Source organism: Micromonospora sp. NPDC049051 (genome assembly GCF_043197575.1).
Lineage (GTDB): Bacteria > Actinomycetota > Actinomycetes > Mycobacteriales > Micromonosporaceae > Micromonospora.
In genome coordinates, this window is sequence record NZ_JBICTL010000003.1 from 470,280 (window position 1) to 497,260 (window position 26,981).

Genomic DNA, 26,981 nt, shown 5'->3' on the forward strand with positions numbered 1-26,981 from the left:
CTTGATCAGGGCGGCCAGGAGACGCTCTCCGTCCGCCAGTTTCAGATGGCCAGGCCAAGGAGCTGGGGAAGCGCGGTATCGAAGCTGTCGGCGACCGTGCGGGGCGCGCCGCCATCCCCCAGCCAGACGCGGCCGTCCTCGTCGATCGCCACCGACTCGCGTCGTCGTGCACCGATGACGACGGCGTCTACCCCACCCGCGTGCAGCATCTCGACCTCACCCGCTCCGTGCCTGGGCACGAACGACAGGCCAGCGGGTAGCAGGTGCAAGCCACCGAACTCCGCCACCACCGTGCGGACGGCCGCCGGCATCGCCCTGCTGGCCGGAGCGCCTCGTGACCACCACTCGTCCATGGCCAGGCCGATGTCTCGTGCGGGTCGCCAGCCGCTGAGGCTGAGCAGTCCCCGTAGCGGGGCGGAGAAACGCTTCTCCGCCGCGCGCTTGGCGCGATAGAGCCGCACGACGGCGGCGACGGGCAGCGCCGCGAACGGGGTGATCTCCCGGGTGTCGTCATCGATCACGATAGTGACCTGGGCATCGAGGATCTGTTCCGCGTGCTCTGGTGCGGTCCGGTAGGCCACGTATCCCAGCTCGAACGGCTCCAGCCGAACGCCCGCATCAGGGTGGAAGCCGCGCGCCCACCGCCGCGCGATCTCGTGCGCCTCGGCTGGCTGGATCATGTGTTTCCCCTGGGCTGCTCGAGGCGTCGGCGGGCCCGGCGGAGCACACCGAGCCCGGTGACCACCAGCGCGGCGACGGCACAGACGACGCCGACCACGGCACCGTGCGCCGGACCCTGCTCTTTCGTGCCTGCGGTCGCGGGCATGAACCCGGTCGGCACCCGGGGCTCGCCGCTCGCGATCGGCTCGCTGAGGGCACGGACCGGGTTGACGATGCCGGCTCCGTAGGAGGGGCTGCCGGCTCCGCCCGGTGACGGATCCGCCGTCGCGGCCAAGCGCCTGGCCACCGTTCCGGCAGCGGCGTCAGGGTCGCTGGCCCACACCAGCGCGGCCACCCCCGAGGTCACGGCCGCGGCCATGTCCGGGCCTGAGTAGTTGGTGTGGCCGCGCGCCGGCGCTCCGGCCGTGATGTCCACTCCCGGCCCGGCGATGTCGACGTGGGAGCCGGGATACGCACCTGACTGGACCGCACCGGTGCCATCGACCGCGCTCACGCCCAGCACCCCGGGGTAGCCGGCCGGCACGGGAACGGACTTCGCGCCGCCTGTGACGGTGCCGGCCGATGCGATCACCAGCACGTCGTGGGCTACCGCCCGTGCCACGGCGGCGCGGACGGCGGCGTGGTCGGTCGGCAGCGTGTACGCCATCACCAGGATGCGGGCTCCCCGGGCCACAGCCCAGTCCACTCCCCTGGCGACCACTCCCACACTCATGTCGTCGTCGATGCGTTCGGCCACCCGGACCGGAAGGATCCTGGCATGCGGCGAGACCCCCGCGAACGGGGTATTCGGGTCTTCTCTGGCGCCGATGAGCGAAGCCACCGCCGTGCCGTGGCCCGTGCAGTCGACACGACCGTCGCCGCCATCGACGAAGTCCACTCCCGGCAGCACCGCGCGCGTCAGTTGTGGATGCCGCACGTCCACCCCGGTGTCGATGACGGCGACCGTGACGGCGGCTGACGCACCAGCTATCGTCCAGGCACGGTCGAGGTCGAGCCACTGCCGTTCCCAGGGAATGTTCGTGGTGGCCTGGGTGCCCTCCGCCCGGCCACGCGAACACGCCTGTGCGGCTGTCGCCGGAGTCGGGAGGGCCATCGGCCACAGCGCGGCGAGCGCTGCGACGGTGCATGTCAAAGCGCGTCGCACAAGCGCATCCTAGCTGTCCGAGGGCTGTCCACAGTGGCGTCTTCCACGGTGCCGTGAGCTGACGTACGGTGAAGCCATGCCCCCCACCCGCGATGAAGTCGAGGCGCTCCGCGAGCGCGCCGAGTCGCTGCGCGGCCAGGTGGAACGCGCCACTGGCGCCTTCCACAAGATCACCGAGGAGTTCGGCCGGCTGGAGGCGACCGCCGTATCGGCCGATCGTCTGATCACAGCGATCGTGGGCGCCGACGGCCGGCTGCGCCGACTCGTGATCGACCCGGGCATCTACCGTCAGCCCGACGCCGACCACCTTGCCCGCACCATCGAGGAGACGATCGAAGTCGCCGCGCGGGGAGTGCAGGAGCGGGTCAAGGAGATCCTCCAACAGTACGTGCCGGAGGAACTGGTGGACGCCCACATGAACCGCGACGCCGACAGCATCATCACCGGCTTCGCCGATCTGATCCGGGAGCGCTGAGCAGCATGGCCCAGTACGCGGACATCAAGGACGTCAGCGGCGCGATCACCGCGGCGTCGCGACTTGCCACCCACACGGCCGACACCCATTCCGTGAGCGTGGACGGGCTGGGTCTCGTCGCCCGGACGGCGGCGCTGGCGCCCCTCTTCGGCGATGACGACGCCGGCCGCAGATATCGACACAACTACGGCGAGCTCGCTCCGGAGCTGGAGCGGATGATCCAGTTGTTCGGCGAGGGTGTGGCGGAGGTCGGAGGGGCAGCCGGCAAGCTGCTCGGCCAACTCGTGGAGAGCGACGACCCGCGCATCATGGGCGGCTGATCACCACCCTGCCACGTGGCCCCGACGCATACGCCTGCCCGATGCCCCCACATCGCTCTCGCGTCACGAGTCCCTCCGGAGCGGAAGCATCGCGTGCCGGCCCCGCTGACGTGTCGTGCCCGCCGCACGGACACGCCGGGCGAGTCCTGTCCGGACGGTGCCTGTGATTGAGCTGTGGGATTTCGGCGATCCTTGGAACATCATCCGGGACAGCGTCCTGTGGCTCGGTTCGGGCGGCGGTTCATGGCCGACCGGCAACGAGGACCAGATTCGCCAGTTGGCCGCGGACTGGCGGACGCTGGCGGGCCAGATCAGCACCTCCGTGGGGGCGGCGCAGGGCTCGGCCGAAACGTTGAGCGAGTTGTGGGGCGGCGACGCGGGGGCCTGGTTCGCACAGATGTGGGGGCAGGTCGGGGTCGAACTGCCGGACGTACTGGTGGAGGTGATCGGCGAGGTCGCCGATTCGCTGGATGCGGCGGCGCTCGACATCGAGCACAGCAAGCTGACCATGCTGCTCGAGGTCGGCATCGTGATCACGGAGATCTTCGTCTTCGCGGTGATGGCGTGGCTGTCGTTCGGCGCGGCGATGGCGGCGGCAGGGGTGCGGATCGCGCTGACCCGGGCGGCGGTCCGACAGATCTTCGAGTTGCTGATGAGCCGAGCGGCTGCCTCGTTCACCCAGCGGGCCGGCTACGCGGGCCTGCGGCAGATGCTGGACGCGTGGCGGGCGCGCGGGATCAAGCGTGTCGTGCTGATGTCGGGCAACGAGGCGGAACGAGAGACGATCACCGAGGGGCTGCCCCAGTGGTGGCAGAAGGAGGTGCTGGGCACCCGGGACAAGTGGGACTGGCAGGGCCTTCGTGCGGCGGCGGCCGGCGGCGGGCTCGGAGCGCTGGGATCCAACGTCGGTGATGTCGGTCGGACGTTGGCGCGCAAGATCGACAACGGGGCCGTCCGAGGATTGGCGAACATCGGTGCGGAGGCCGCCTCGGAGTGGACCGAGGAACTCCTGGGCAACCTGGGCGGATCGCTGGGGGCGGATGGCACGGTCGACCTGAACGCGCCGGGGCTGGGGCAGACGGTCGCCGGTATGGGACGCAACTACATCAGCAACGGCGCCCGGATCGGGGAACGGGTCGGTGATGTCGCTCGCGGCATGGTCGGGTTGGAGACGGCGCAACAGCGCCTCGAACGGCAGACCCGTGAGCTGCGAGAGAATGCGGCCCAATACCAGCGCGACGCTGAACGGGCTGCGACTCAGGCTCGTGCGGCTGCCGATACGGCCGAGACGCGTGCCCAGCAAGCCGCAGCAGCGCGTGATGCCACACGGCTGGCTGCCAATGAACGGTCCGCCGACCTGCCTCCCTCAACGCAAGGGCCTACGGCCCAGGCGCCTGGTACGCAGAACTCCGACACACAAGACTCCGACACGCAGGCGCCCGCCCCGACGACATCTGGTTCTTCCACGCCGTCTCCAGCCGGGCCAGGCGTACCGGCATCCGGCGCGCCGAGCACCGGTGCGCCCGGCGCAGCACCGCAGCCTACCCACCACCAGTCCCAGCAACAGCAGAGCGACCGGGTGCGGCTCACCGAGGAGGCGGCCGACCGGGCCAGGGTGAGCGCCGACACCGCAGCTCGGCAGGCACAGATCGCCGAGCAGGCCGCCCAGACAGCCAAGGAGGCGGCCGAGCAGGCCGCTCAAGCCGAAGACCCGGAGGAGATCCAGGAAGCAGCCAGGGCAGCGCACGCCGCGCGCACCGACGCCGTCGACGCCATGTCGATGGCCGCTGCGCACGCCGGCTTCGACATCGAGCCTGCCGCCAGCCCCGATGCGACAACGACCACCAACCCCACCGGCACGCCGCAAGGGCCGCAGGCCGCGCCGGAGCCCACGTCGGGCACCGCGCGGGGGCCCGCGCCAGCCAGCACGCCGCAGGCCACCTCAGCCGTGCCAGGCAGCACGCCGCACGCCGCACCGACTGCTCCGGGCGACGCGCCGCGGGCCAGACCCGCTCGCCGCGACAACGCGGCGAATGCGCCTGCCGCGAACACCCTCCCACCCGCATCAGCGCCCGCGGACACCGATGGCGAACAGACCCCGGCCACCCGTGGGGAGGCCGACGCGTCGAGCCCACCGCCGCCGAAGTCAACGCCGACGGGCACCGCCCCGGCACCGCTGTCGGAGCCGACCCCGACGCCGTACGACGGCGGTCGTCCGCCGGTGGGTCGGGACCGACCAGTCGCCCCGGCGTCAACGACGCGCCGCTCACGATCCGCCCGTGAGCTGCTGCTGGCCGGTGGCGTCGCGGCCCAGAGTGTGCGACCGGCGCACTACGATCCACCCACCCCCGCCCAGGAGCGCGCCCTCGACGACGCCATTCCCCGGGACTCCGACGGGCTCCCCCTGGTCCACCCACCGTTGGCAGGCGGTTGGACGTTGTTGGTCAACGGGGGTGGCCCGTTCCAGGCGGGCCGACACAACAACGCAACCGAGGTCGCCCGGGCATTGGCGTCGACGTGGTTCGGACGACCCATGGTCGCCGGCAGCAATCGGGGCGGTTCGGCCACGCCCCGGTCCACTGAGGAATGGATCGGCAGTCCATACGTCGCTCAGCCCGGCGGGGTCGCGGGACTCGATCAGATCCACGCGGCGGTGCGGGCGGCTGGTCCCGGCGCGTTGGCTTTCGTCGTCGTGCGTTTCCCGGGCGTCGAGGCGGCACACGAGCTCGTCGTGGTCAACGACGCCGGCATCGTCAAGTGGGCCGACCCGGTGGGCAGCGTCGCGGAGGCGCTCGCTCCGCCGTACACCGATGTCGAATCCTCCCAGGCGTTGCTTCTCGACGCTGCTGGCGTCCCGGTCTCCACTCCGGACGCGCGCCGCGCAAACGACCTGCGGGCGACGTCGACACCGACGGCCGGGTCGCCGACCGCGATCGACGAGGCCAACGTCGCGCGCGCGGTCGAGGAGGCGGCGGCCGTCGGGGGCGGCAGGCGGCTGTTGCGGGCCCGCGCGAACGAGGACCCGGCGGTACGGCGAAGCGCCGCCGACGAGGCAGTCGAGTCGCGGCCGGGCCGAGCCGGGAGGCAGGTACGCCCTCGGCTGCGGTACACGATCGAGTTGCCGTCGGCCGGCTATGCCGACGCCGTCCGGCGCACCGTTGCCGACCTGGCCGCGCGGGGCTACCAGCCGGTCCGCCTGGTCAATGGATGGGTGACGGGCGAGGTGGGCGGTGTCGTCAGCCAGTGGCATGATCCGCGCACCGGGCTGGATCTCCACCTTAGGCTGGATACCGCGCAGAGCAGGGCGGCGTACGACGCCGTACGGGAATTGCAGGACGCCCGCCGCTCCGATGCCGACCCGGGGTGGCTGCGCACCCTGTCGCGGCAGCGGCAGGAGGCGCTTTCGCAGGTCCGTCCGCCCGAGGGCGCCGACGGGATCCGGCTGCCCGAGGTCGACACATCGGCTGACTCCGGTCCGGCGGACGCGGGCCGCACTGACGACCCACCGGTTGCGGAACGCCCGCAAGCGGCTCCGCCGTCTCCCGCCGTGCTCGCATCCTGGAATGATGAACAGTTCGCACGGTTGCCGCTGCTGACCGGTCCCCGGGCGCTCCAGGCGGTTCGTGACTTCGTGACGGCGGCTCCCTCCGGGCTCGAGTTCACCGGCGACCCGGAGATGAGGCGGCACGCCCAGGCTCTGCGGCCCGAGGACGGGGTACTCAAGATCGCCCTGCACGGGTTGCGTAACGGCGAGGTGGTGGTCGGTCCCTACCGGATGTCGCCCAGGGCTTTCGCCGAAGCGCTCGCGGACCTGGACCGGTCCGGCCGGATCACGCTTGGTGATCGACGGATCAAGCTGGTTTCCTGCTATTCCGCAGCGGGCGGTCGACCCCCCGCGAAGGTGCTGGCCCGGGTCCTGCGCCGGGAGGTCACCGGGGTCACCGAGAAGATGTGGACCTATCTCGACGGCACGGAGGTGACGGCCAGCGCCGACGTGCTCAACGGACGGCTGCCGACGGTCCCGACCGACGGGGTGGAGCGGACGTTCGGTACGGACGGCCTGGAGATTCTTCCGACGCCTAATGACGCTTCGGAGACGGAGGTCTCGCCGACACCTCCGGTCGAGTCGGGCGGGGGAAGCCGAGCGGGTCCGTTGTTCTCGCGCGACAGCGACAGCGACAGCGGGTGGCGGGTCAGCGGCGACCGGTGGGACAGTTACCGGACGCCGGACGACCGGCTGCACGTCATCGGAGACCGGCCGGGAACGTTCCGCGAGCCGGGCACCTACCGACTGCATCACGAGTTGGACGAGCCGGGCACCTACCGCAGCGAGGACTTCACGTTGCGGTCCTCGGAAACGGGCAAACCGATACGCGACCCGCTGCTCGACAGGCGCCGTCCGACACGCAGAGCAATCGAGGGGCCATCCGAGACGTACGAGTTCCAGCAGCCACCGGATCGGGTGGCGCGGGCAGTCCAGTCGGCTGCGGACGCCCGGATGGCGCTCGTCGACTTCCAGGAGACGACGCTTCGGCCACTGATGGAGACGCTGGGGATCTCCGACTTGGAGGCGGTGACCCGGTCGAACCTGGGCCGAACGCTCGATCAGCTTTCGGAGCACGCCTACGACCCGGACATGCCCGCGCGCCTGAGGGAACTGGAAACTGTGGCACAGGAGCACTCCCGCCTGGCGGATATCGCCCGCTCCGCAGAGGCCGCAGTGCCGCACGCCGCAGTGATGCACCTGTTGACCGATCCGTCCGGCGTCACCGGAGTGGATCTCTCCGTCGACATGACGGCGCAGGGAGCACAGCCGGGCCGCGAGTTCCTGGTGGCGCGTTTCGACGGGCCCGCCCTGGTGTTGATGCTCCTGGACACGCGCCTGGTCCGTCGCTCCCGGCATCTGCTACAGGACGGCAGCCTCACCGAACGTGGCACCCCGCAGTATGTGCGCGACGTGTTGGAGACCAGCCCTCAGCTGCGCGAGCAACTGCGGCAGAACCCGGACGTTCTCGACGAGTTGCACCGGGCGTTGACTCGGGGAGATCTCAGGATCGAGTTCCGCCGCGTCGAAGTCGATGTCGCCGGCGACCGGCAGATGTCGATCACAACGCGACGGACCGACCTGAGCGGGCTGGACCTCGACGGCCTGGCCGACCGGCTGCCGCCTCCCTCCGGAGCGCCCGATCCGGCGCTCGAACGGCGACTGCGTGACTCGGCCGAGCGGTTGGCGGTGTTCAACAGCCACCCCGGGTCGCACGGCGGTAGGCAGATCACAGTGCGGGACGGGAACATCATCGAGGTCCGACCGCACCGTGGCCGACCGTTCCAGATCGCCCTCGTAGCGGTCCCCGCGAACGACGAGCCAGCCACTTGCGATCTCCGCGACGACGGCGTGTACGAGGTCAGCTTCGCCGCGAACCATCTGGACAATCTGAACGCGACAACCCTCGACCGATACGTGGCAAGGGCGATCGGACACGTCCAGGGTGAGGCGCGGGCAACCGCCGGCAACCGGCTCGGCCGGCTACTCGGGATGCACGGTGGCCGACTCAACAGTCACGACGCGCTGGTCAACGACCCGACCCCGGGCCGCCGGCTTCAACCCAGTCGCGCGGATCTGGCGGCGCTCGCCGAGATCGACGCACTGGTCCGGTTGCACGCCGCGATGGGTCCGCTGCCCGCGGCAGTCGAGTCCGCGCTGCAGACGTTCATCGAGACCCGGGCTCTGCGCGAGGGTGTACCCGGCGCGGACGCGCGCATCGAACTGGCTCGACGGCATCTGTCCGAGCCGACGGCCCAGCTGATCGAGCAACGCCGGCGGTGGTGGCTCGACTCCGACCCGGTGGTCGCCGGGACCCGATACCACTTGAATGAGATCAGTCGAACGACGTCTGAACCGGTCCTGGTCTTCCCCGGGGTGTTGACGATCGAGCCCGTGCCGGCACCGGGCCGCACCTGTTACCGGGTCACCCCGAACGACTGGATTGGCGAGGGCCGGCTGTCGTTCACCTTCGAGGTGGCTTCCGGACCGGTGCCGGACGGAGAGGTTGCCGAGTTCCGAGGCGGCGGCCGGGAGCGGCACTTCGTCCTCGTGATCGACCCCGACAGGTTCGAGCTCGGCGATCCAGGATCGATCCGGGATCCGCAGGCGGCCGAAGCGAAGTTCCAGCGCGATCTCCGCGAGGCGCTGAAGCAGATGGTGGCGTCGCAGTACGCGCGGCCGGGCGAGGTGCCGTACCGGGGGATCGATCGGCTGGCCGCCAATCTCCCGAACATCGCAGGCATCACCGTTTCGGCCGTGCTGGCGGCGGTCCTCGGCACACCGCTACTCGTGCTCAGGCGGGCTGTCGTCACCGGGGTTGATCTGTTGACGGGCAATCAGATCACCCGGTACGACAGCGCAGCGAAACTCGAGCGCAAGCTCGATCGCGCGTTGGCCCAACTGCCGGACCGCAGCGGCATCGCCGACGGAGAACTCCAGCGCCGGGTCGACAACAGCTACGACCGCGCCGGGGACCTGGCCACGAGCGTTCAGGGCCAGCCAACGGCCGCCGAGCGTACCGTCCGCCCGGAGGAGGAGACGAAACCAACTACCGAGGCGATCCCCGAGCAGGCGGCCCGACAGGTCCGGGAACGTGTCGGTGAGGAAGTCGAGCAGATCATGGCGACGTTCGCCGAGACGCCGATCGAGTTCCTCGACAATGTCTCGCCCCTGCACGGACGCACGGATCCCCGCACCCGCGGGTTGTCCAGGAGGCTTCGGTCTCTCGGGGAGATCGGACTGCGGCATCGCCGCAATGTCGCTGCGCCCGTCGGCGGTGACGCCTACGAACTTGAGGTGGCGGGTGGCGTAGGGGTCGTGGTGCACGTCGAGGTGGCGCACACCAAGGATCCGAACAAGATCGAGATCGACTACACCGAAAAACAGATCACCTTCCGGGTCTCCCCGGATCTGGCCGCCGCCACGGAGCAGGCCACAGAAAGAAGCGCGGAGAATTCCATGCGCGCCGCGTTGCGGGAGGCGTTGACCGCCGTCGCGAGTCGGCAGCATGAACTCACCCAGCGTGTGCCCAGCGGTAGGACGTACCTTGCGCGGAGGGCCGCGGAGGAAATGCCGTTGGCAGTGCCGACCTGGTGGCTGGGCAACCAGGCGATCAGTAGCTACGGCAGCATGCAGGTGGCGGCCAGCATGACCAAGGCACTGGTGCAGGCGCTGGTCGACCGCTTCACCGGACGCCGTGACCGTGAACTCGCCGATCTCCTCGAGCGTCACGATCTCGCGCAGTCGGGCCGGTTGAGTGCGGCGCAACGTCGCAACGTCGGTGCGCAGATCCAGGAGTTGGCGAGAATCGGTGGCGACCTGACCCGTACGGCGCTGAACCGTCTGGAGGCCGGACCGCACGCCATCTCCGCCCCGACCTCACCCGTGGAGGCAAGCAAAGACGACGACAAGGACGGCGACAACAAGGAGGTCACCGAGAGCCACGATTCGATCGACAACCCTAGAAATCAGAAGCTCAGGGAATCGATTGCGTCAGGCATAGCCGAATTGAACACGGAGCGCGACGTCACCTTCTCCTTGCGGGACATGGTCGACCCGGAAGGCCGCCTCGTCGGGGTGACCTACCGGGAGGAGGGACCGGGGCGTTCGCACGATCGGGGTCGCTCGCTCCGTGAAAGGGTTTCGGCTGTCTACACCCGTGCCGGTGTTGACGTGATGTTCCAGTTCGGTGCGGTGGAGGATGGCCGTCCGGTGGCCCCCGGCTCGGAGCGCATGCAGCGAAACAGCTTCCAATTCACGGTGAACGTCGATGCCGACCCGAAGCAGGTCGCCGACGCCGTCAGGCACATCATGGATAATATACTGGCCGACCGGAGAAGCCCGTTTTCATCCGTTCGGCGATTTTACGAGGACATCCTTCCGGCGCTGGCCCAAGGGGTCGGCGGTGGAGCGATCACCTTCGCCGCCAGCGGTTCCATCCGCCTCGGACTGCTCACCGGACTCAGCGCCATCACTTTCGTGATCGGCCGCGCTACCAACCGGATGAAGCAACTTCACGACAACGATATGGCACTGATTCGGACCCTGTCCGAGACAAAAGTTGACTCAACCTCTCCGCAGCACCTGCGGACGAGAATCGAGGAACAGCGGGCACCCGTCGAGCAGCTCGAACAACGAGCCAGGGAGATCGAGGCACAACTGGCCGCCGATCCCCGCACCACCGACAGCGTGGCGCGGCTGCGAAAGCGGTACGGAGCCCTGCCGCCCGCCGATCGAGACGTGCTCCCGGCAATCGATACGCTGCTGAGCAGCCAGGAACGGCCGACTGCCGAGGACGACCCTGACGGGGAACTGCCTCGGGCCGGTGCGATCGCCCGCGTCCAGGATGCCGACCACACGTTCCGGATCGCCTTCAAGGGCGCGGGAAACCGTCCCGAACACCTGACTTTCGAGATCCGCACCGGCTCCACCGACGGCGGTGCCACGGTCGCGGCGTACCGCGTCGACTCCGATGTGACCTACGTGCTGCGGGTAGACCCCACCCAGAGCCCGGAGCGGATAGCCGACGCGGTCCGTGCCTGGGCGAGGCAGGAGATTCTCCGTATCTCCCAGCAACCGACCGGGCTGCCCAGCCCGAAGGCTCGCTGGATCAGGTTCGCCCGAGACACGGTGGGCCAGGCGTTGGCCTCCGGGGTCCGGCTCGTCGAGGCCAAGATTCGTCACAAGCCATTCGACAAGGCCGTCAGGACACAGGCCGCATACAGCAGCAGCGCGATCATCACCACCGGCTCCACCGAACTGGCAAACATCTCCTACGAGGGAAACGAGGCGGTTTCGACCCAGAACCGCGGCGAGCTGCTCAAGCGGCACATCAACACCGCCGGCGAGGAACACCTGGTCCTCTTCCACGCGGAAACCGACGCGTTGTTGGCCCGTACCCAACGGGCGTTCGAACAACTGCAGCACCTGGAGCAGATCGCCGCAGACCTACCGCGCAGCGAACGACCCGCGCCGTTCCGGCAGGGTCCGCGTACCGTGCCGGGCGCCCCGGTGGCCTGGGGAGACGCAGGACCTCCGAACACCGCAACGAGTCAGCACGACGATGCGACGCCTCCCGACGTACGGGTCGAGGACCTGCCCGGTCTCCTCGCCGCGATCGAGCCGTCAGTGGATGTCCCGGGTGGGCTGACCGACCAGGACGCCGGCCGGAACTGGTGGGGCGATGCCGGGACGACACTGCGCGGCGGCCACTACTACACGCCGAGAACCCCGGGATTGCTCAACCTGATCAATCCCTTCGGTGGTGATGACAACTGCCGGGCTTGTGCGCTGGCGGTGGACACCACCCTGAGCGGAGCCCCGATGACGGCGATTCGGGATATTCCCGTGGGCCCGGTCGGACCCCTGGAGCAGCACTTCGACGCGAGGTTCAGGCATGTCACGCTGAGCGACATCATCGACGAGATGACGCGGGCGGGACACGGGGCTCGCGGTCTGGTGCTCGGCTTCGGCCGGGGTCCGACGGGCCACGTCTTCAACGTCGTGAATGACCGAGGCAGGACCGTCTTCCTCGACGGGCAGACTGGGATAGCTGACGTAGTGAAATGGCCCGACTACATGTTCCTGAGGACGAACTGATGATGACCGACCAACAGGCGATCGACCGTGCCCTCGCCTACCTCGCCGACAACCACGTCGTCGATGACGATGTTCGACTCGTCGTGCGGCCCGAGTGGATCAGGCGGATGCCGGGGGTCGTGGTGGTCGGATACAACTCCGCGGAGTTCGTTGAGACCGGGGATCCGGCGGCGCGCCTGGTCGGCAATATGCCGATCCGGGTGGAGGAGTCTACCGGCGACTGCCGCGCACTGAGCATGAACGAGTACTTCGAGCTCTATGAGGCGACGTGAGACGGCTGACCCGCTGGCTCAGTGAGGAGCTACCTCATGGCTGAGGCTCGGACGGTCGCCGAGGCGTACGCCTTCCTGGAGCTGAATCTGCCGGATGGCGAGGGATGGGTCGACTACCTGCGCCACACCGCGCTGGACGACCTCGATGAGGAGCACCTGCTGCTTCGTTTCGACGGCCCCTACGAGGCAGAGTGGTACGTCGCGCAGGTGCCGGTGTCGAAGGCGGGCATGCGGGCCGCGCAGGAGGCGGGCGAGTTGTACGGCGTGGGCCGGTCGACCCTGCTCGACGCCGGCCAGTGGTATGTCATCGAGTCGGCCAACGCGGGCATGGCCGAGGTCGGACTCGACCAGTTGGGTGACGAGGTGCCCGACGAGGAGACGTACTGGGCGGTCCTGAACGCCTGGGACAGCGCCGCAGCAGCAGCGACCGAGATCGGGAAGTTCCTGCCGCCCGACGTCGAGATGCTGCCGGACAGTGCCTTCTGGACCGAGCGCGGTCAGTGGGTCCACGAGCAGCGGCGGGACGTGTTCCGGCGCAGTCGGGTGGTCCGCGACGCGGCCTTCTACCTTGGTCGCCGGGACGACTTCCGGCGCCGGTTCGAGGCGATGTTCTCCGCTGCGGCCGGCGAGCCGGATGTCGTGCCGGCCAGCGTCCCGGTTGATGCCCCGACCGACATCTCGGACGACGGCTCGGTCGCTGCGCCGTCCGGACAGGAGAGCCCGCCTGCTGCCAACTCCTCGCCGCTACCGGCGCGGACCTACGCCGAGATCCACACCTACCTGGACACGCATCCGTGTCAGTGCGGGTCGGTGGAGTTTCCGCGCGGCCAGATGGCGGTCCTGTCCAGCGACGAAAGCGGCGTGGTCGTCGGCTACGACGGCCCGTGCGATGACTGTGGCCGGTCCCGTGACCATGTCTTCCGACTCCCCCGGCGCCCGGGATCGCCACCCGGGGATCCGTACCGGTTCAGCCACCCCGAGGACGGCCCGTCGGAACTGCTCGATCCGGGCGAGTGGGTGGCCGTGAGCCAGGCGTACGGCGTGGTGGCGGACACCGTGCTGGCGGCGATGACCACAGCGGCGGTTGACGAGGGCGGGGACAGCGGGGAGGTCGTCGAGCCGGATCCCGCGGATCTGGAGGCGGTCGTCACGATGCTGACGATGTCGATCGACGCGTTGGACGAGGTCGCAAGGTTCTTCCCACCCGGTGTCGAGGAGCTGCCTAGCGGCATGTTGTGGACGGCCAACGGGCACGAGGTGCGCAGTACGAGCCCCGAATGGTTCCGGCGGGCCTACCTCGCCGAGCAGCGGTCCCGGCGGCACCAGCAACTCACTTCGTTCACCGAGCGCTATGGTCGCTGACATGGCACCGCCCCTGGCCCGTACGCACGAGGAGACATATCTCTACTTCGAGCTGCATCCGTGTCCCTGCGGGGAGGTCGACTTCGGCTCGACCAGCTCGCTGGAGCTGGTGGACGACGAGTGGATCGTGCGCTACACCGGTCAGTGTGTGGCGTGCGGCCGGCCGCGGGGTTTCGAGTTCCGGCAGCCCGACGAACCGACCGCTCCGGACGACGGCGAATGGGCGCCCGGCCGGGAGCCGTCGCAGCTGCTCGACGCGGGTGAGTGGCTCTGGGTCGCGGACGTCTACGGCAGCGTCCCGGCGGAGCTGGACGGCCTGTCCGACGCCGAGCGGGAGCAGGCGCGCACCGACCTCCTCGCGGCTCGGGCGGCGATCGACGAGGTGCTCAAGTTCCTGCCGGCCCGGGCGGCGGAGGTGCCGCAGGACGCGTTCTGGTCGTATCGGGGCCGCGTGGTGCGGACGGCCGAGCCGGGCCGGTTCGGCCGGGTACGGCTGGAGGCGGCTCGGGCCGCCTACGACCGGGCCCTGGCGGAGTTCGACCGGTAGTTCTGGCCCGAGCACGGGCCAGCCTGGACGAGTGGGCGGCCCAGCCGTCGGCAGACGAGGAGGAATGGTGAGCGCGGAGCCCGGCTGGGGTGAGGTGACGGCCCGCCTCAGCGACCTGCTGGGACGCTTGGAGGACGGCACGGTGCTGCAACTGCACGAGGTGGCGCGTCCGGTCGACGGTTGCTTCGCCCAGTTGTGGCAGCACCCGGACCGGCTGGTCGTCGAGGTCTGCGGTGCCCAGGCCAGCGACGGGGAACGCCGGCTCCCCGCCGAGCAGGAGAACGCCCTGCGCGAGTCGGGCTGGTCCCCGCCCACCCCGGAGCATCCCGGGCACTGGTGGCGTGAGCTGACCTGGCCGGCGCCCGCCGCCGACTACGCCGACACGGCGGCCCAGCTGACGCGGGTCGTACGGGAGGTCTTCGGGCTGACCAGCCCCGAGGAGCTCGCCTACCAGGCGTGGAGCTTGCCCGACGGTCGGCGCGTCGTGCTCGACCTGGGGCTGGAGCAGATCGAGATCCGGTACTACGCCAGGGTGGCCGCCGGTGACACACCGGAACGCCCGAGCGGCCTGCTGCGACGGGTCCGGATCGGCACCGTCGACCAGGACAGCGCACTCGGCCGGGACGGAAACTGGCGCCCGACGGAGTCTCTGGAACTGGCCGAACTGGGCGAACTCGACGACGACGTCGTGCCGATCGGAGCCGCGACGGCGGACCGGATTACGAGCTGGTGGCGGGGGCTGGCCGGCCGGGAGTCCGGGGCTCTGGCCGGTGGAGCGGAGCCTGACCCGCCCAGGCCGAGGGTGGCGGCCGCCGTCGACACCGAGCGTGACGAGCAGGGCCGGCCGATCGTACGGGGACCACGGCTCTCCGAGCAGGATCGTGTGGCGGTCGCGGCATATCTGCGCGCGGCCCCGCTGGTGGCGGTCGCGTACGGCTTCGAGGCGGACCCGTTCGACCCGGAGCACCCGGAGGTGGTGCCGCTGCACCTGCGCACCGACGGTGAGTGGGTGTGGTCCGAGTCGCTGGCCTACTTCGCGCAGCGCTACGGCATCGGCCCCGAGGCGGACTTCCTGGCCTATCTGGCCCGCCGGCGATACCAACTGCCCGAGGTCGACGAGGCGGCGCTCCGCCGGGCGGCCGGCGCGCTCAGGGGCGACTGACCCGCCCCGCGCACCGGAGGATCACCACCACAGTGGTCGGGGGTCGAGCCACCAGACGAGGCGACGCAGCCGGCTCGCGTTGCGGCGGACGCCGTGTGCGAGCGCCGTGGCCTGGGCGACGGCCGGCCCCGCGCCGTCGGCGTCCGGCCTGGCCGCGTACCAGGTGCGGTTGACCGCCGTCACCAGGTGCGGTTCGGGGACGGTCGCCACGGCCGTGCTCACCGCGGCGACCGTCGCGCCGACCGTCCAGTGCGGCTCGACGCGGATCCCGGCGAGGCGCGCGGCGTCGAGTAGTTCCGCCCACGCTCCCCGCAGCCGGCTCAGCTCGTCCGTGCCGGCGCGTCGCCGGCGACTGAGACGCAGGCGCAGCGCCACGATCAGCCCGGGTAGGCCGGCCGCCAGCGCCGGCAGCAGGGCGAGGTACCGCCAGGTGACGCCGGAGCCGCCGCCGTCCGGCGTCTCCGCGTCCGGGATCTCCGGTACCGCTGCCTGCGGCAACGCCGTCGCGGCGGCGGACGGGGCGGGCGGGGGCGCCGTGTGCGTCAAGGGATCGCCGGTCGCTCGGGGGGCCGTGACGTCCATCGGGATCCAACCGACCGGTTCCAGGTAGATCTCGGGCCACGCCCGCGCGTCACCGGCGGTGACGACGGTTATGGCCGAGCCCTGCCTGGCGGCCTTCGCCCCGAATCCGACGACGACCCGCGCCGGGATGCCGAGCGCGCGGGCCAGGACGGCGTACGCGGCGGCGAACTGTTCCGACGTGCCTCGTCCACCGCCGAGCTGCGGGGTGGCGGTGAGGAAGCGGACGATGCTCGGGTAGCCGCTGCCTCCCGGGGCCGACGGATCGTAGCGGAAGTTCCGCTTCAGCCACCCGGCCAGCGCGGTCGCCTGCTGGAACGGCAGGCCGTCACCGGCGGCGTCGAGGGCCAGCGAGAAGATCGGGCCGGTGTTGCCGGGCGGAAGTGCCCGGTAGTCGTCCAGGGCGGCCGATACCGGCAGCTGCGCGGTGACCAGCTGCTCCGTCGTCGGCGTGGGCACCGCGGCCTCGACCTCGTACGACTGTCCGGGGCGCAGTCCGTCCGGGACGACGACGCCGCCGGATTCCTCGTCGATGGCTATCGACACCCCGCTGACCCGGTCCAGTCCGTCGGGTACCGGCAACCAGCCACCCGTCAGGCCCATGACGGCGACCTTCGCGCGTACGGGTTCGGCGGCGACCGCCGGCCGGCGTGGTGCCCGGTCGCCGCCCGCGGCGAGGTAGGACGGGGCTGGCTGCCAGCTCGTGCCGTCGAAGTCGGGAAGTACGGCCCACCGCAGCACGACCGGGCGGTTCGAGTCGATGGCGAGCAGCGGCTGCTCCGGGTGGGCCTGCCAGCGGCCCAGCAGGCTCAGCGGGTGCACCTGATCCTCTGCCTGCACCGGGGGCAGCACCATTGTGCGCAGGTCCGGCGGCGTCGACGTGGTGTTGCGCAACAGCACCGGTGTCAGCAGCCCCGCTCCTGCGGCCAGGACCGTGGCGAGAACGATCGTCGTGCCCGGTCGGGCCGCGCGCGGTCGCCGGTGGACCGTTCGCGGTGCCCGGGTCAGGGCGAGCAGCAGGACGAGCGCCGCGACCAGGATCGCGGTGAGCAGGTAGCCGGGGTGCCGACGCGGGCCGGCCAGGGCGAGCATCGCGGCGGCGAGCATGACGGGCGCGAGCGCGGCGGTGCCGGGGCGACGTCCCCGGGCCAGGGCGCCGCTCACCGCGACCGCGATCCAGGTGGCCGCCACGGGCAGGGCCAGGGTGTCCACCCGGGGTGGGATGGGGGTGGCGCTGGTCAGCAGGCGGGCACCGGTATGCAGGAGCGCGTCGAGCAGCCCGTCCGGGACCGGCATGAGCCGGTGCAGGGTGAACAGCAGCGCGAGGAGGCCCAGCGCGTTGGCAGGCAGGGTCAGGGACCGGTGTCTGGCGGTCAGTTGCCCGACGGCGGCGGCGCCGACGGCGGCGGCGGCGATCGCCCAGAGGGCCGCGCCGCCGGCGTAGCCGTCCGCGATCTGGCCGCCGCCGGCGAACCCGGCGACAGCGACGGCGAGGACGAGGAGCAGGTGGTTCATCGTTGCTCCCGCAGCCGCTCGACGATGCCGACGGCGGTGGGTGCGGCGGTCACCCCGGCGGCGGCATCGGAAGGGGCTTCCGGCCCGAGCACCAGGGTCCGCACCGAGTGGTACCTCGATGCGAGTGGGCCGGCCAGCGCCACCGCGCCGCCGGTCACGACGAGCAGGGCGTCGCCCATCGGGTGTAGCCGGAGCTGGGCCTGGATCCGCTCGTCGGACGCGCCCGCACCGGTCAGCCGGGCTGCGGCGAGCAGATCGAGCCCGGCGCTGACCGAGGTCGCCGGGTCGCGGGTCGGGTCCGCGGCGCTCACCACCGCCAGCCGGCGTCCGGCGTCCGTCATCGACACCAGCACCGAGGCGGCGACCTCGACGGCCTCCTCGAAGCTGTCCGGGTCGGCGTACGACGCCGCGCGGTCGTCGATCAGCAGCACCAGTCGTGCCAGGGACGAACCCTCGTGCCGACGGACCATCAGGGTGCCCGTCCGGGCCGAGGTACGCCAGTGGACGTGGCGCAGGTCGTCGCCCGGGACGTACTCGCGGAGCGTGTGGAAGGTGGTGCTCTCCGTGTGTCGGGCGTCCCGGGTCGCGTCGACCTGTGCGGTGCGCCCGATCGCCGATGCGGGCACGGCGTGCCAGTTCGGCCAGACGATGAGCTGTTGCGCTCGACCGACGGGCCGTAGTGCCGACCACAGGCCCAGCGGGTCGGTGCGGCCGACCCGCAACGGCCCGACCTGGAAGACGCCCCGACGGGCCGTGGGCAACTCCAGCCGTACCCGGACCGCCAGGGAGGGACGGGCGACCACGTCGGTGGTGACGGGCTCCGACACCGGCTTGCCGTCCGCGTCCCAGACGCCGTCGTGCAGCGAGAGGAGCCCGCCGACGCGGCCTCGGGCCGTGACGTCGACGACGGACTCGGCGGGTTCGTCGCGCCGGACCCGACCCGGTACGACGGCGCGGTCGACCAGCAGCGAGGGCGTGACCAGGCCCCAGGCGGCGCACAGCGTCACCGCGCTCAGGCCGGCCGCGCCCAGCATGAACAGTTCGCGGTACCCGAGCAGCAGGCCGGCCAGGAGCAGGAGGCCGCCGCCCAGTGCCGTGCCCGTCCCCCGTGTGGTGGGTCTGATCAACAGTTCTGGATCGCTTCCACGTTGTCGCCGTTGTCGAACCGCAGCCACACCCACGACATCCAACCACCGTCGGTCAGGCGCACCCAGTGGTCGCCCTCCTTGTCGTGGTTGTACGGCCCGGCCTGCTGGTTTTCGCCGTGGACCTTGCAGGTGACGACGATGCGCGCGCCGTTGGCGACGCGTCGCCGCACCGCGCCGTCGTCGTTGCTGGCGGAGTAGACCGGCAGGCCGTTCGCGCAGAAGTCCGGCTGCGGGTTGCTCGGCGCGTCGGTGCAGGTGACCTGTGCCCCGTAGGTCACCTGCTTGGTGCGCTGGTCGGCCCGGGCCCTGCCGGTGCCGGCGAAGTTCGTCGCCTCGACGGTCACCGGGTAGGCCGTGTCCGCGTTCAGCCCGCGTACCGTCACCGGCGACGTGCAGGAGTCGACCCGTTGCTGGCCGACGCTGACCGTGCACCGGGGGGAGCCGCCCCCGTCCACGGTGAACCTGACCGTGATCGAGTTCTGGGTGGCGCTCGTCGACGTGATCGTGACCCGTGGTGCGGTGGCGGCCTGGACCCGGCCGGAGCCGGGCGGGCCGTCGCCGTCGGCGCTGCCGGCGGTCACCGTCACCGACGTCAGGCCGCTCGCGGTGACGGTGGCGGTGAGCGTGGAGCCGTTGACCCGGGCCAGCACCGTGCCCCGGCTGTCGCGTACGACGTAGGACGTGACCGGGACGCCGTGGGCGCGCGCGGCGGTCCACCGGATGAGGTACGTGTCCGGGCCGCTCTGCTGGCCGGACACGCCACCCGGCGCGCCGGGGGCGTAGTGGACCCGCACCGGTGCGCTCGGCGGGCTGGCGGCCGAGGCCCGACCGGCCGCGTTGCGTGCCGTGAGGGTGAACGTGTAGGTCCGCCCGGCGGTGAGGCCCGGGAACCTCGCGCTCGTGCCGGAGACCGTTTGCGGCGGGTGGGCGCCGGCCTCGCCGTCCAGGATCGGCGTCACCACGTAGTCGGCGGCCTGCGGCACCGCCGCCCAGTCGACCTCGACCGCGCCGGTGGGGTTACCGGCGCTGCCGACTTCCAGGGCGGCCCTGGGGGCGGCGGGTGTCGCCGGTGGAGTGGTGGCCTGCGGCCGCACCGACTGGGACAGCGCCGGCGGTCCGGCGCCGACCGCGTTCGTGGCGACGACCCGGAACCGGTACGTGGTGCCGTTGGTCAAGCCGCTGATCGTCCTGCGCAGCACGTCGCCGCCGACCCGGACCTGGCCGCCGCCACCCTCGTCCCAGGTGATCGTGTAGCTGCGCACGGGTGCCGACCCGCGCGTCGCACGGCCCCAGGAGAGTCGCACCTCCCCGTCTCCGGCCAGCGCGGTGACCGGGACCGGTGGCCCGGGGCGCTGGGGCTGCACCGGTACCCGGGTCCGGGTCGGCGCCGGATCGGTCGGCGGCTCGGCCGGGGAGGTCGGCTGCGGCGGGTCGACGGGTCGCGTGGACGGCGGCGCGACGGTGGGCGGCGTGCCCAGCGACGGGGTGGCGTCCGGCGTCGGGGTGGCTGCCGGGTTCGGGTCGTACTTCTGCACCCGGGAGGACTTGCCCTCGCTGTTGATCATCACTGCGCTGTCCGCCTCGGGAGCGTTGATGAAGAGGTGGTCCTCCCGGACCTCCAGCTCCACCGACGTCTGCGGCGCACCGACGTCTATCTTTCCGGCGGGGTCGCCGTCGGCTTCGAAGACCTTGACGACGCCGGCTGACTGATCGGGCACGTACACCCGGCCGGCGAAGCTGACCGCGGGCTGCGTCGCCTCGCCCTTGCTGGGCAGCGGCAGGACGCCCACCTTCGCGCCGTCCGTCACGTCGCCGATCGTGACGACCTTCCGTTCGGCCGGCACGGTGATCACCGCGGTGGTACCGACCGTGCGGGCCGGCACGATCGCGCTGGCGAGCGGCACCGGCGACGTGATCTTCCGGGCGCCCTGCGGGCCGACGACCGTGATCGTGTCGGCGCCGCTGCGGTCGGCGACGAGCGCGCCGTCGTCGAGCACCGAGAGCGCCTGGGGGCGGCCGGGGGCCGTGACCGCCTCGGTCCGCTCGACCTTCAGCTGGCCGGCGTGGAGCGTGAGCGCGATCGCCGTGCCCTGGCTCGGCACGCTCAGCCACAGTCGTCCGGATTTGTCGAATGCGCCGCCGACCAGCGGGGCGGGCAGGCGCATCGGCTCGCCGGCGGCCTGCAGGGTCGCGGGGTCGACCGGGCGCACGATGCCTCTGGTGCGGTCGACCAGGACCGCCATCGCCTTGTCGAGCAGCAGCGCGGTCTCCTCCTTGAGGCCCAGCTCCAGCGAGCCCGAGAAGCCCAGTCGGGCCAGGTCGATGGAGGTGGCCCGGCCCGTGTCCAGGTCGTGCAGGATCACGTACTGCTCGCTCTGGCTGATCCGGACCCGGTGGCCCTGCGCGTCGATCATCGGCTGACGCAGCGCGACGATGCCCGACACGGCGTTGACCTGGGTGGCCTCGCCGGTGTTCCGGCTCCACAGCCACGAGGCGCCGTCGACGACCGATGGCTGCTGCGCGGTGGTACCGATGGCGAAGACGGTGCCCGCCAGGGCCAGGATCGCTGCCCCGGCTCCCGCCGCGTAGGCCTTCGTCAGCCATTGCAGCTTCATGGTCGCCTCCGCAGCATGTGCATTGTGGCCGGGCGGATCCTATCGCGCACCCACAGATCCCGGAAGGCGCCGTCCGTCCAGTGTGGTGACGGGTGTCCGACCGTGCCGGGGCTGCGTGGGCAGCCCCGTGCAGTCCATCATGGTCGGTGCGGTTGTCGCCGTCCGGTGACAGCGGAGCCAGCCGGCGGATCAGCGAACCGCAGGACACGAGGGAGGATGCCGTGCGCTATGTCGACGGCCCGGCGGTCGAATGCGACCTCCACCTGGCGGCGGATCCCGCCCGGGTGTGGGAACTGGTCACGGACATCGAGCTGCCCGCGCGGTTCAGTCCGGAGCTGCGCCGGGTGCGCTGGCTGGACGGCAGCGGTGGGCCGGCCCTCGGCGCCCGGTTCGAGGGCTACAACCACCATCCGCTGCTGGGCGAGTGGCGTACCGTCTCGCACGTCGTGCTCTACGACGAGCCGCGGGTCTTCGGTTGGGTGGTGACCGACCCGGACGACCGCTTCGGCGGCGGGCCTCCCGACCCCGGGTACCCGGGCGCCTCCTGGCAGTACCGTCTCGTCGCCGAGGACGACGGCTGCCGGCTGTCGCACTCCGTGCGGATCGGCCCCAGCCGCACGGGGCTCAGCCTCATCATCGACCAGGCACCGGAGAACGAGGAGGAGATCATCGAACGCCGGTTGGGTGCCCTGCGGGAGGCCATGGCCGGCACGCTGCGGGGCATCCGGGACCTCGCCCAGCAGCCGCGCTGAGCCCGGCGTCGGCGGCTGGGCTCCTCCCGCCGGCAGCGGCGTCGCGCCGCAGCTCGGCCGGTACGGCGGTCAGCGCGACGTGGCGGTCCGCTCAGCCGTCACCCGCCGGCCCCGGCCCTCCGCCGCCGAAACGCCGCGTGAACGCGTGGTACACGGGTGTGCCCGACAGGTTGTCGCGGATGGCGAAGACCACCCGGTCGAACCGGTCGACCGCCCGCAGCGCGTCGGCGAAGGCCTCCGCCACCGTGGCGGGATCGTTGCGGAACACCCCGCACCCCCAGGCGCCCAACACGATCGTCCGATGCCCGTGCGCGGCGGCCACCTCGAGCACCCGACGCGCCCGGCGGCGCAGCACCCCCGGCACGTCGGCGGTGTACTCGGGCTGGTTGCGGACGATCGCGCCGAGGTTCGGCGCCGCGGCCGTCAGGAACGACGCGGTGTACGGCAGGTCGAGCAGAGTGCCCTTGTCGTCACGGAACACCGGAACCCGCGGGGAGTAGATGACCCGGTCGCTGTACCGCAGGTCGTGCTGGCCGCGGTGGAACGCGTAGAAGTCAGGCGCGGCGAGCAGGCACGGGTACAGGGCGGACGATCGGGCGATGCTCTCCTCTTGCGCCTTGGCTCCGCCGAGGAATCCGCCGCCGGGATTCTTGGCCGACGCGAACACCAGGCACGCCGCGTCTGGCCCCACCCGGCGGGCCGCCTGCAACGTCGACTCGTACGTCACCTCGACGTCGCCGGCTCCGGCCCGCGTGTCCGCCACCGGGAGCGCCTCGTCCGGAAGGTGGTGCCGGGTGCCGGCGACCGCGGCCCGCACCTGCGCGCCGATGACGACCTCGGCGCCGCCGCCGTCGCGGTACCGGCCGGACTCGGCGATCGCCACCGTCTGCCGGGCGATCTCACGAAGGCGACCGCTCACCGGGACACCCGGCGCGTCCGCAGGCAGGAGGCATACACAGCCAGCAGGCTAGGTGTCCCAGGTCTCCGCCGACAACTGCTTTCCCCCGGCACGGCGCACCGACGCGAACCGCCAATGGATGCCGTCGATGAGCTGCCGTTTGTTCCACTGCGACGGCCGACCTGGCCGCTTACCCGCAGGCAGCAGCGGTGCCAGCACCGCCCACTGGCGTCGGTCAGGTCGTGCCGCCTCGTCACCGCCAAGGTGGCCACGAGGTCTCCGGTGTCAGGTTCTTCTTGGTCGAAGAACCTCTACCGGAGACCCCACTGTCTGCAGCGCTTGATGAGTCGCCGCCGTCCCTCGATGCTCAGCGGAGCGTTCGCGTGGGTCATCGGATCGCCTGACCGACGCGGGGTGTAATGAACCGCCGGAGCGGCAGGGCGATGACCAGTGCAATCGCAACCATGACGCCGCTGACCCATACCGGGCCGAGGTTGCCAATATTGGTCCCCAGGGTCATTGCTGCAACGACGGGGCCGCCGGCAGCACCGATGTTGAGCGCCGCGGTCGCGTACGACCCTCCCATGGTGGGGGCGCTTGCTGCCGCATAGAGCACCCTGGCGATCAGGGTGCTGCCCAACGCGAAGGAAAGCGCGCCCTGCACGAACACGAGGAGCAGAAGCGCCACCGGCTGGGCGGCCAGGGCCGCCAACGCGACCCAGCCGAGCAGCAGCAACGGGCCACCGACTGCGATCACGATGCGGGGATGCTGATCGGAGAGCCGTCCCGCGAGGGTGACGCCGGTGAAGGACCCGATCCCAAAGAGCACCAGCACGACCGAGACCCACAAGTCACCCAAGCCGGCGGTGTCAGTCACGATCGGTGCCAGGAAGGTGAACGTGGCGAAGGTGGCGGCGTTGACGAGGGCACCGAGCAGCATGACCAGCACCAGCCGGGGTATCGCGAGCTGGGCGATCTCGTGCCGAAGAGACGAGCCGGCCGCAGTGCCCTGAGGGGTCTGTCCGGCACGGGCCGGGATGCCCTTCACGACGCCGTAGGCAGCGGGAAGGCACAGCAGTGCGATCGCCCAGAAGGTTGCCCGCCAGCCGAGCAGCGTGCCGAGCACCGCACCGCCGGGAACTCCGGCGATGGTGGCCACCGTCGTACCCGAAAGCAGCACCGCCAGCGCGCGCCCTTTCTGATCAGATGCGACGAGCGTGGCCGCCGTACTCAGTGCCACCGCCAGGAAGCCCGCGTTGGCCAGGGCGGCGAGCACGCGGGTGACGAGCAGAACCGCGAAACTCGTCGTGAGGGCGCCCACGACGTGGGCCACGGCGAAGACCAGCACAAGGCTCAACAGGCTGGCCCGGGCAGGCCAACGGCGCGCAAGCGCCGCCATCAGCGGCGCGCCGACAATCATCCCGACAGCGAACGCCGAGGTCAGAAGCCCGGCGGCCCCGACCGACACGTCAAGGCTTGTGGCGATGTCCGGCACCAGGCCGGCAAGCATGAACTCCGAGGTGCCCATGGCGAAGACCGCCACGGCAAGCAGGTAGAGCGGGAGAGGCATCAAGAGCTCCGAGGTGAGCGAGAAGGAGAAGGAGACGTCTCGTCACCGCGGCCAGCGCCCCAGGGCCGCGCGCAAATGTCCCAGGCAGCAAAGGCTGCTGGGGGAAGCGGGCTAAGAACTCAGCGGTTCAGGGAGCTGACGGCGTGACCGAAAGCCCCCACCTTGGATGCCTCAGGGCTCGACATGGTGCAAAGACTATTCACACCCACCGGTCAGCATGCAACCGGGTTGCGGGAGCGAGCGTCGTCACCCTCGCGCCCCGCAACACCTGGTCTTTTCGACCGACGTGGGAGCGACCGCCCTGGTCTCCGCACGCGCGGGGGGTGTTCCTGAAACGCGCCCCCGCCAGTGCCTCAGTGCGTCGCCAGGACCACCGCGTCCGGCTCGATGCCGGCGAGCCGGGCCGGCCGCACCACGACGAGCAGGACCGCCATGGCCGCCAGCATGCCCCCCGCGACGACGACGGCCATGGCGACCGCGCCGGTGCCGAGCACGCCCACCAGGGGCGCGGCCAGCGCACCGACGCCGAACTGCACGGCGCCGAGCAGGGCGGAGGCCGTACCGGCCGTCTCCCCGTGCCGGGACAGGGCCAGGGCGGGCGCGTTGGGCATCGCGAGGCCCGCCGCCGCGAGCACCACCCACAGCGACGCCAGCAGGCTCGGCAGCCCGCCGACTCCGGTGACGGCGAAGGCGAGCAGCGCGAGTCCGGCCACGGTCCCCACGCCCAGGGCGACGACGAGGATCCGTTGCGGTGAGTGGCGGCGCAGCAGCCGTACGTTGAACTGGGTCGCCGCGATCAGCCCGACCGCGCCCGCGCCGAAGGCGAATCCGAACTCCTGCTCGTCGAGGCCGTACTGCTCCTGCAGGACGAACGACGAGCCGGCCACGTACGCGAACAACGCCGCCATGGCCAGCCCCGCGACCAGGACCAGGCCGACGAATGTGCGGTCGCGCAGCAGTGCGCCGTAGACGCCCACCGTCGCGACCACGCCGCCGCGCCGGCGCCGGTCGGGTGGCAGCGTCTCGGGCAGGCCGAGGGCGGCGACCACGGCGAGCAGCACGCCGAAGGCGGCCAGTGCCACGAACACGCCGCGCCAGTCCGTCCAGCGCAGCAGCCCACCCCCGAGGGTCGGCGCGAGGATCGGCGCGGCCCCCATGACCAGCAGCAGCCGGGAGAGCAGCTTGGCGAAGGCCGTGCCGTCGAACAGGTCACGGACCACGGCCATCGCGACCACCGAGGCCGCGGCGACGCCGAGGCCCTGCACCACCCGCAGCGCGCCGAGAACCGCGATGTTCGGCGCGACGACGCAGAGTAGCGACGCCACGACGTGCAGCGCGACGCCGGCGATCAGCGGTACGCGTCGGCCGACGGCGTCGGACAGCGGGCCGATCAACAACTGGCCGAGGGCGAGGCCTGCCAGCGTGCCGGTGAGGGTCAGTTGGACCGCCGCCGACGTGGTCTGGAATTCGGCGACGAGCGCGGGCAGCGCGGGCAGGTACATGTCGATGGTCAGCGGGCCCACGGCGGTCAGCGAGCCGAGGACGAGGACGAGCCGCAGGCGTTGCCGGGGGCTCATCAGGTCACCCCGCGTCAGTGGGGCTGCCGTCCTGTCAGGGGCGTCGACGGCGGCCGTCATCGGCTCGCCGCCGACCGGTCGGTGCGCAGCCGGGCCGGGAAGGGTGAGGAAGTCACATCTGGCTCCAAATCCGGATCCGGCGATCTCATTCCCGCCGGGCGGTGAGGTAACCGAGCTCACAGCCGATCGGTGTCGGAGGTGGCCGTTAGTCTGCGCGCATGCGGGAGAACATGGTCCGGAGCGATCTCGATGGCTGACGCCGACGACGTCCGTCGCCTGGCAGGGGCGCTGCCGCACGTGGTCGAGATCGACAGCGAGGGCTTCGACTTCCGGGTCGCCGACAAGGGGTTCGTCTGGTCCTACCCGGAGCGTCGGCCCGGCCGGCCGCGCCTCATCCGGACCGACGTCGCGGTGCTGTATGTCGGCGACGAGGCGGAGAAGCAGGCGTTGCTCCTCGGCGAGCCCGAGCTCTTCTTCACCACGCCCGCGTACGACGGGCTGCCTCTGGTCATGCTGCGGCTGGCGCAGGTGGACGCCGAGCGCCTGGGTGAACTCGTCACCGACGCGTGGCGCATGCGCGTCCCGGAGTCGCTCGTCGTTGACCTCGACGGCGGCAGCGCCCCCTGACCCGTCAGTAACATCTGCGCCCGGCGCGGACATCACTTTCCCACCATGTGGATACCCCCTAACACATACCGGGAAACGATCAAGAAGGTGGCCA

General features: G+C 71.2%; 17 protein-coding genes and 1 pseudogene. 9 read left to right on the top strand and 9 right to left on the bottom strand.

What is annotated here, in order from left to right:
* Positions 1-41 precede the first annotated feature (41 nt).
* Both ACGFIR_RS14330 and ACGFIR_RS14335 read right to left on the bottom strand, forming a co-directional pair.
* On the bottom strand, positions 42-680 hold the full coding sequence (locus tag ACGFIR_RS14330) for an SUKH-3 domain-containing protein (protein ID WP_393145207.1): 639 nt from the start codon (positions 678-680) through the stop codon (positions 42-44).
* Complete coding sequence (locus ACGFIR_RS14335; protein WP_393145209.1) at positions 677-1,774, bottom strand: S8 family serine peptidase; 1,098 nt, start codon at positions 1,772-1,774, stop codon at positions 677-679. Before ACGFIR_RS14335 ends, ACGFIR_RS14330 begins: the two co-directional genes overlap by 4 nt.
* Positions 1,775-1,901: 127 nt before the next feature.
* On the opposite strand from ACGFIR_RS14335, the gene ACGFIR_RS14340 reads away from it, so the two are divergent.
* The 7 genes from ACGFIR_RS14340 to ACGFIR_RS14370 all read left to right on the top strand — a co-directional run bounded on the left by ACGFIR_RS14340 (position 1,902) and on the right by ACGFIR_RS14370 (position 15,606).
* A complete protein-coding gene (locus tag ACGFIR_RS14340; protein WP_393145211.1) occupies positions 1,902-2,300 on the top strand; it encodes a YbaB/EbfC family nucleoid-associated protein in 399 nt (132 codons plus the stop codon).
* A 5-nt stretch (positions 2,301-2,305) separates the two neighbouring features.
* Positions 2,306-2,620, top strand: coding sequence for a hypothetical protein (locus ACGFIR_RS14345; RefSeq protein ID WP_393145213.1), 315 nt, complete (start codon positions 2,306-2,308; stop codon positions 2,618-2,620).
* 163 nt (positions 2,621-2,783) lie between these two features.
* Entirely contained in the window at positions 2,784-12,263 is a 9,480-nt protein-coding gene (locus ACGFIR_RS14350; protein WP_393145215.1) for a toxin glutamine deamidase domain-containing protein, read from the top strand.
* Entirely contained in the window at positions 12,263-12,535 is a 273-nt protein-coding gene (locus tag ACGFIR_RS14355; RefSeq protein ID WP_393145217.1) for a YrhB domain-containing protein, read from the top strand. Before ACGFIR_RS14350 ends, ACGFIR_RS14355 begins: the two co-directional genes overlap by 1 nt.
* 36 nt (positions 12,536-12,571) lie before the next feature.
* A complete protein-coding gene (locus tag ACGFIR_RS14360) occupies positions 12,572-13,897 on the top strand; it encodes a hypothetical protein (protein ID WP_393145219.1) in 1,326 nt (441 codons plus the stop codon).
* A gap of 1 nt (position 13,898) precedes the next feature.
* Positions 13,899-14,444, top strand: coding sequence for a hypothetical protein (locus ACGFIR_RS14365; protein ID WP_393145221.1), 546 nt, complete (start codon positions 13,899-13,901; stop codon positions 14,442-14,444).
* Between the two features lie 67 nt (positions 14,445-14,511).
* Complete coding sequence (locus ACGFIR_RS14370) at positions 14,512-15,606, top strand: hypothetical protein (protein WP_393145223.1); 1,095 nt, start codon at positions 14,512-14,514, stop codon at positions 15,604-15,606.
* Positions 15,607-15,627: 21 nt separating this feature from the next.
* Here the strand turns inward: ACGFIR_RS14370 and ACGFIR_RS14375 are convergent, their stop codons facing one another.
* The 3 genes from ACGFIR_RS14375 to ACGFIR_RS14385 are packed head-to-tail and all read right to left on the bottom strand — an operon-like array spanning position 15,628 to position 21,463.
* A complete protein-coding gene (locus ACGFIR_RS14375) occupies positions 15,628-17,700 on the bottom strand; it encodes a DUF3488 and transglutaminase-like domain-containing protein (protein ID WP_393145225.1) in 2,073 nt (690 codons plus the stop codon).
* Positions 17,697-18,827 (bottom strand): DUF58 domain-containing protein, encoded by a 1,131-nt coding sequence (locus ACGFIR_RS14380; protein WP_393145227.1) that lies wholly within the window; start codon positions 18,825-18,827, stop codon positions 17,697-17,699. Before ACGFIR_RS14380 ends, ACGFIR_RS14375 begins: the two co-directional genes overlap by 4 nt.
* Entirely contained in the window at positions 18,824-21,463 is a 2,640-nt protein-coding gene (locus ACGFIR_RS14385; RefSeq protein WP_393145229.1) for a fibronectin type III domain-containing protein, read from the bottom strand. The genes ACGFIR_RS14380 and ACGFIR_RS14385 overlap by 4 nt, the downstream gene beginning before the upstream one ends.
* A 221-nt stretch (positions 21,464-21,684) precedes the next feature.
* Between ACGFIR_RS14385 and ACGFIR_RS14390 the strand changes: the two genes are divergently transcribed.
* Entirely contained in the window at positions 21,685-22,215 is a 531-nt protein-coding gene (locus ACGFIR_RS14390) for an SRPBCC family protein (RefSeq protein ID WP_393145231.1), read from the top strand.
* Between the two features lie 91 nt (positions 22,216-22,306).
* Here ACGFIR_RS14390 and ACGFIR_RS14395 read toward each other — a convergent pair whose 3' ends face one another.
* From ACGFIR_RS14395 to ACGFIR_RS14410, 4 genes and pseudogenes are all read right to left on the bottom strand, one after another.
* Complete coding sequence (locus ACGFIR_RS14395; protein WP_393145233.1) at positions 22,307-23,134, bottom strand: TIGR02452 family protein; 828 nt, start codon at positions 23,132-23,134, stop codon at positions 22,307-22,309.
* Positions 23,135-23,219: 85 nt separating this feature from the next.
* A pseudogene (locus ACGFIR_RS14400) lies at positions 23,220-23,385 on the bottom strand (transposase); the annotation flags it as partial.
* A gap of 116 nt (positions 23,386-23,501) precedes the next feature.
* Entirely contained in the window at positions 23,502-24,683 is a 1,182-nt protein-coding gene (locus ACGFIR_RS14405; RefSeq protein ID WP_393145235.1) for a Cmx/CmrA family chloramphenicol efflux MFS transporter, read from the bottom strand.
* A 353-nt stretch (positions 24,684-25,036) separates the two neighbouring features.
* Positions 25,037-26,260 carry a multidrug effflux MFS transporter gene (locus ACGFIR_RS14410; protein WP_393145237.1) on the bottom strand — a complete coding sequence of 408 codons (1,224 nt, stop codon included), beginning with the start codon at positions 26,258-26,260 and terminating at the stop codon, positions 25,037-25,039.
* Between the two features lie 249 nt (positions 26,261-26,509).
* Between ACGFIR_RS14410 and ACGFIR_RS14415 the strand changes: the two genes are divergently transcribed.
* The gene (locus tag ACGFIR_RS14415) at positions 26,510-26,887 is read left to right on the top strand and encodes an MmcQ/YjbR family DNA-binding protein (protein ID WP_393145239.1); all 378 of its coding nucleotides are present in this window, start codon (positions 26,510-26,512) and stop codon (positions 26,885-26,887) included.
* Positions 26,888-26,981 lie beyond the last annotated feature (94 nt).

Bases quoted from the DNA above. Each gene is read 5' to 3' on its own strand.
- ACGFIR_RS14335 (WP_393145209.1), bottom strand. From the start codon at position 1,774: ATGGCCCTCCCGACTCCGGCGACAGCCGCACAGGCGTGTTCGCGTGGC.
- ACGFIR_RS14365 (WP_393145221.1), top strand. From the start codon at position 13,899: ATGGCACCGCCCCTGGCCCGTACGCACGAGGAGACATATCTCTACTTC.
- ACGFIR_RS14375 (WP_393145225.1), bottom strand. From the start codon at position 17,700: ATGAACCACCTGCTCCTCGTCCTCGCCGTCGCTGTCGCCGGGTTCGCC.
- ACGFIR_RS14410 (WP_393145237.1), bottom strand. From the start codon at position 26,260: ATGAGCCCCCGGCAACGCCTGCGGCTCGTCCTCGTCCTCGGCTCGCTG.
- ACGFIR_RS14385 (WP_393145229.1), bottom strand. From the start codon at position 21,463: ATGAAGCTGCAATGGCTGACGAAGGCCTACGCGGCGGGAGCCGGGGCA.
- ACGFIR_RS14415 (WP_393145239.1), top strand. From the start codon at position 26,510: ATGGCTGACGCCGACGACGTCCGTCGCCTGGCAGGGGCGCTGCCGCAC.
- ACGFIR_RS14330 (WP_393145207.1), bottom strand. From the start codon at position 680: ATGATCCAGCCAGCCGAGGCGCACGAGATCGCGCGGCGGTGGGCGCGC.
- ACGFIR_RS14340 (WP_393145211.1), top strand. From the start codon at position 1,902: ATGCCCCCCACCCGCGATGAAGTCGAGGCGCTCCGCGAGCGCGCCGAG.
- ACGFIR_RS14405 (WP_393145235.1), bottom strand. From the start codon at position 24,683: ATGCCTCTCCCGCTCTACCTGCTTGCCGTGGCGGTCTTCGCCATGGGC.
- ACGFIR_RS14345 (WP_393145213.1), top strand. From the start codon at position 2,306: ATGGCCCAGTACGCGGACATCAAGGACGTCAGCGGCGCGATCACCGCG.
- ACGFIR_RS14355 (WP_393145217.1), top strand. From the start codon at position 12,263: ATGATGACCGACCAACAGGCGATCGACCGTGCCCTCGCCTACCTCGCC.
- ACGFIR_RS14360 (WP_393145219.1), top strand. From the start codon at position 12,572: ATGGCTGAGGCTCGGACGGTCGCCGAGGCGTACGCCTTCCTGGAGCTG.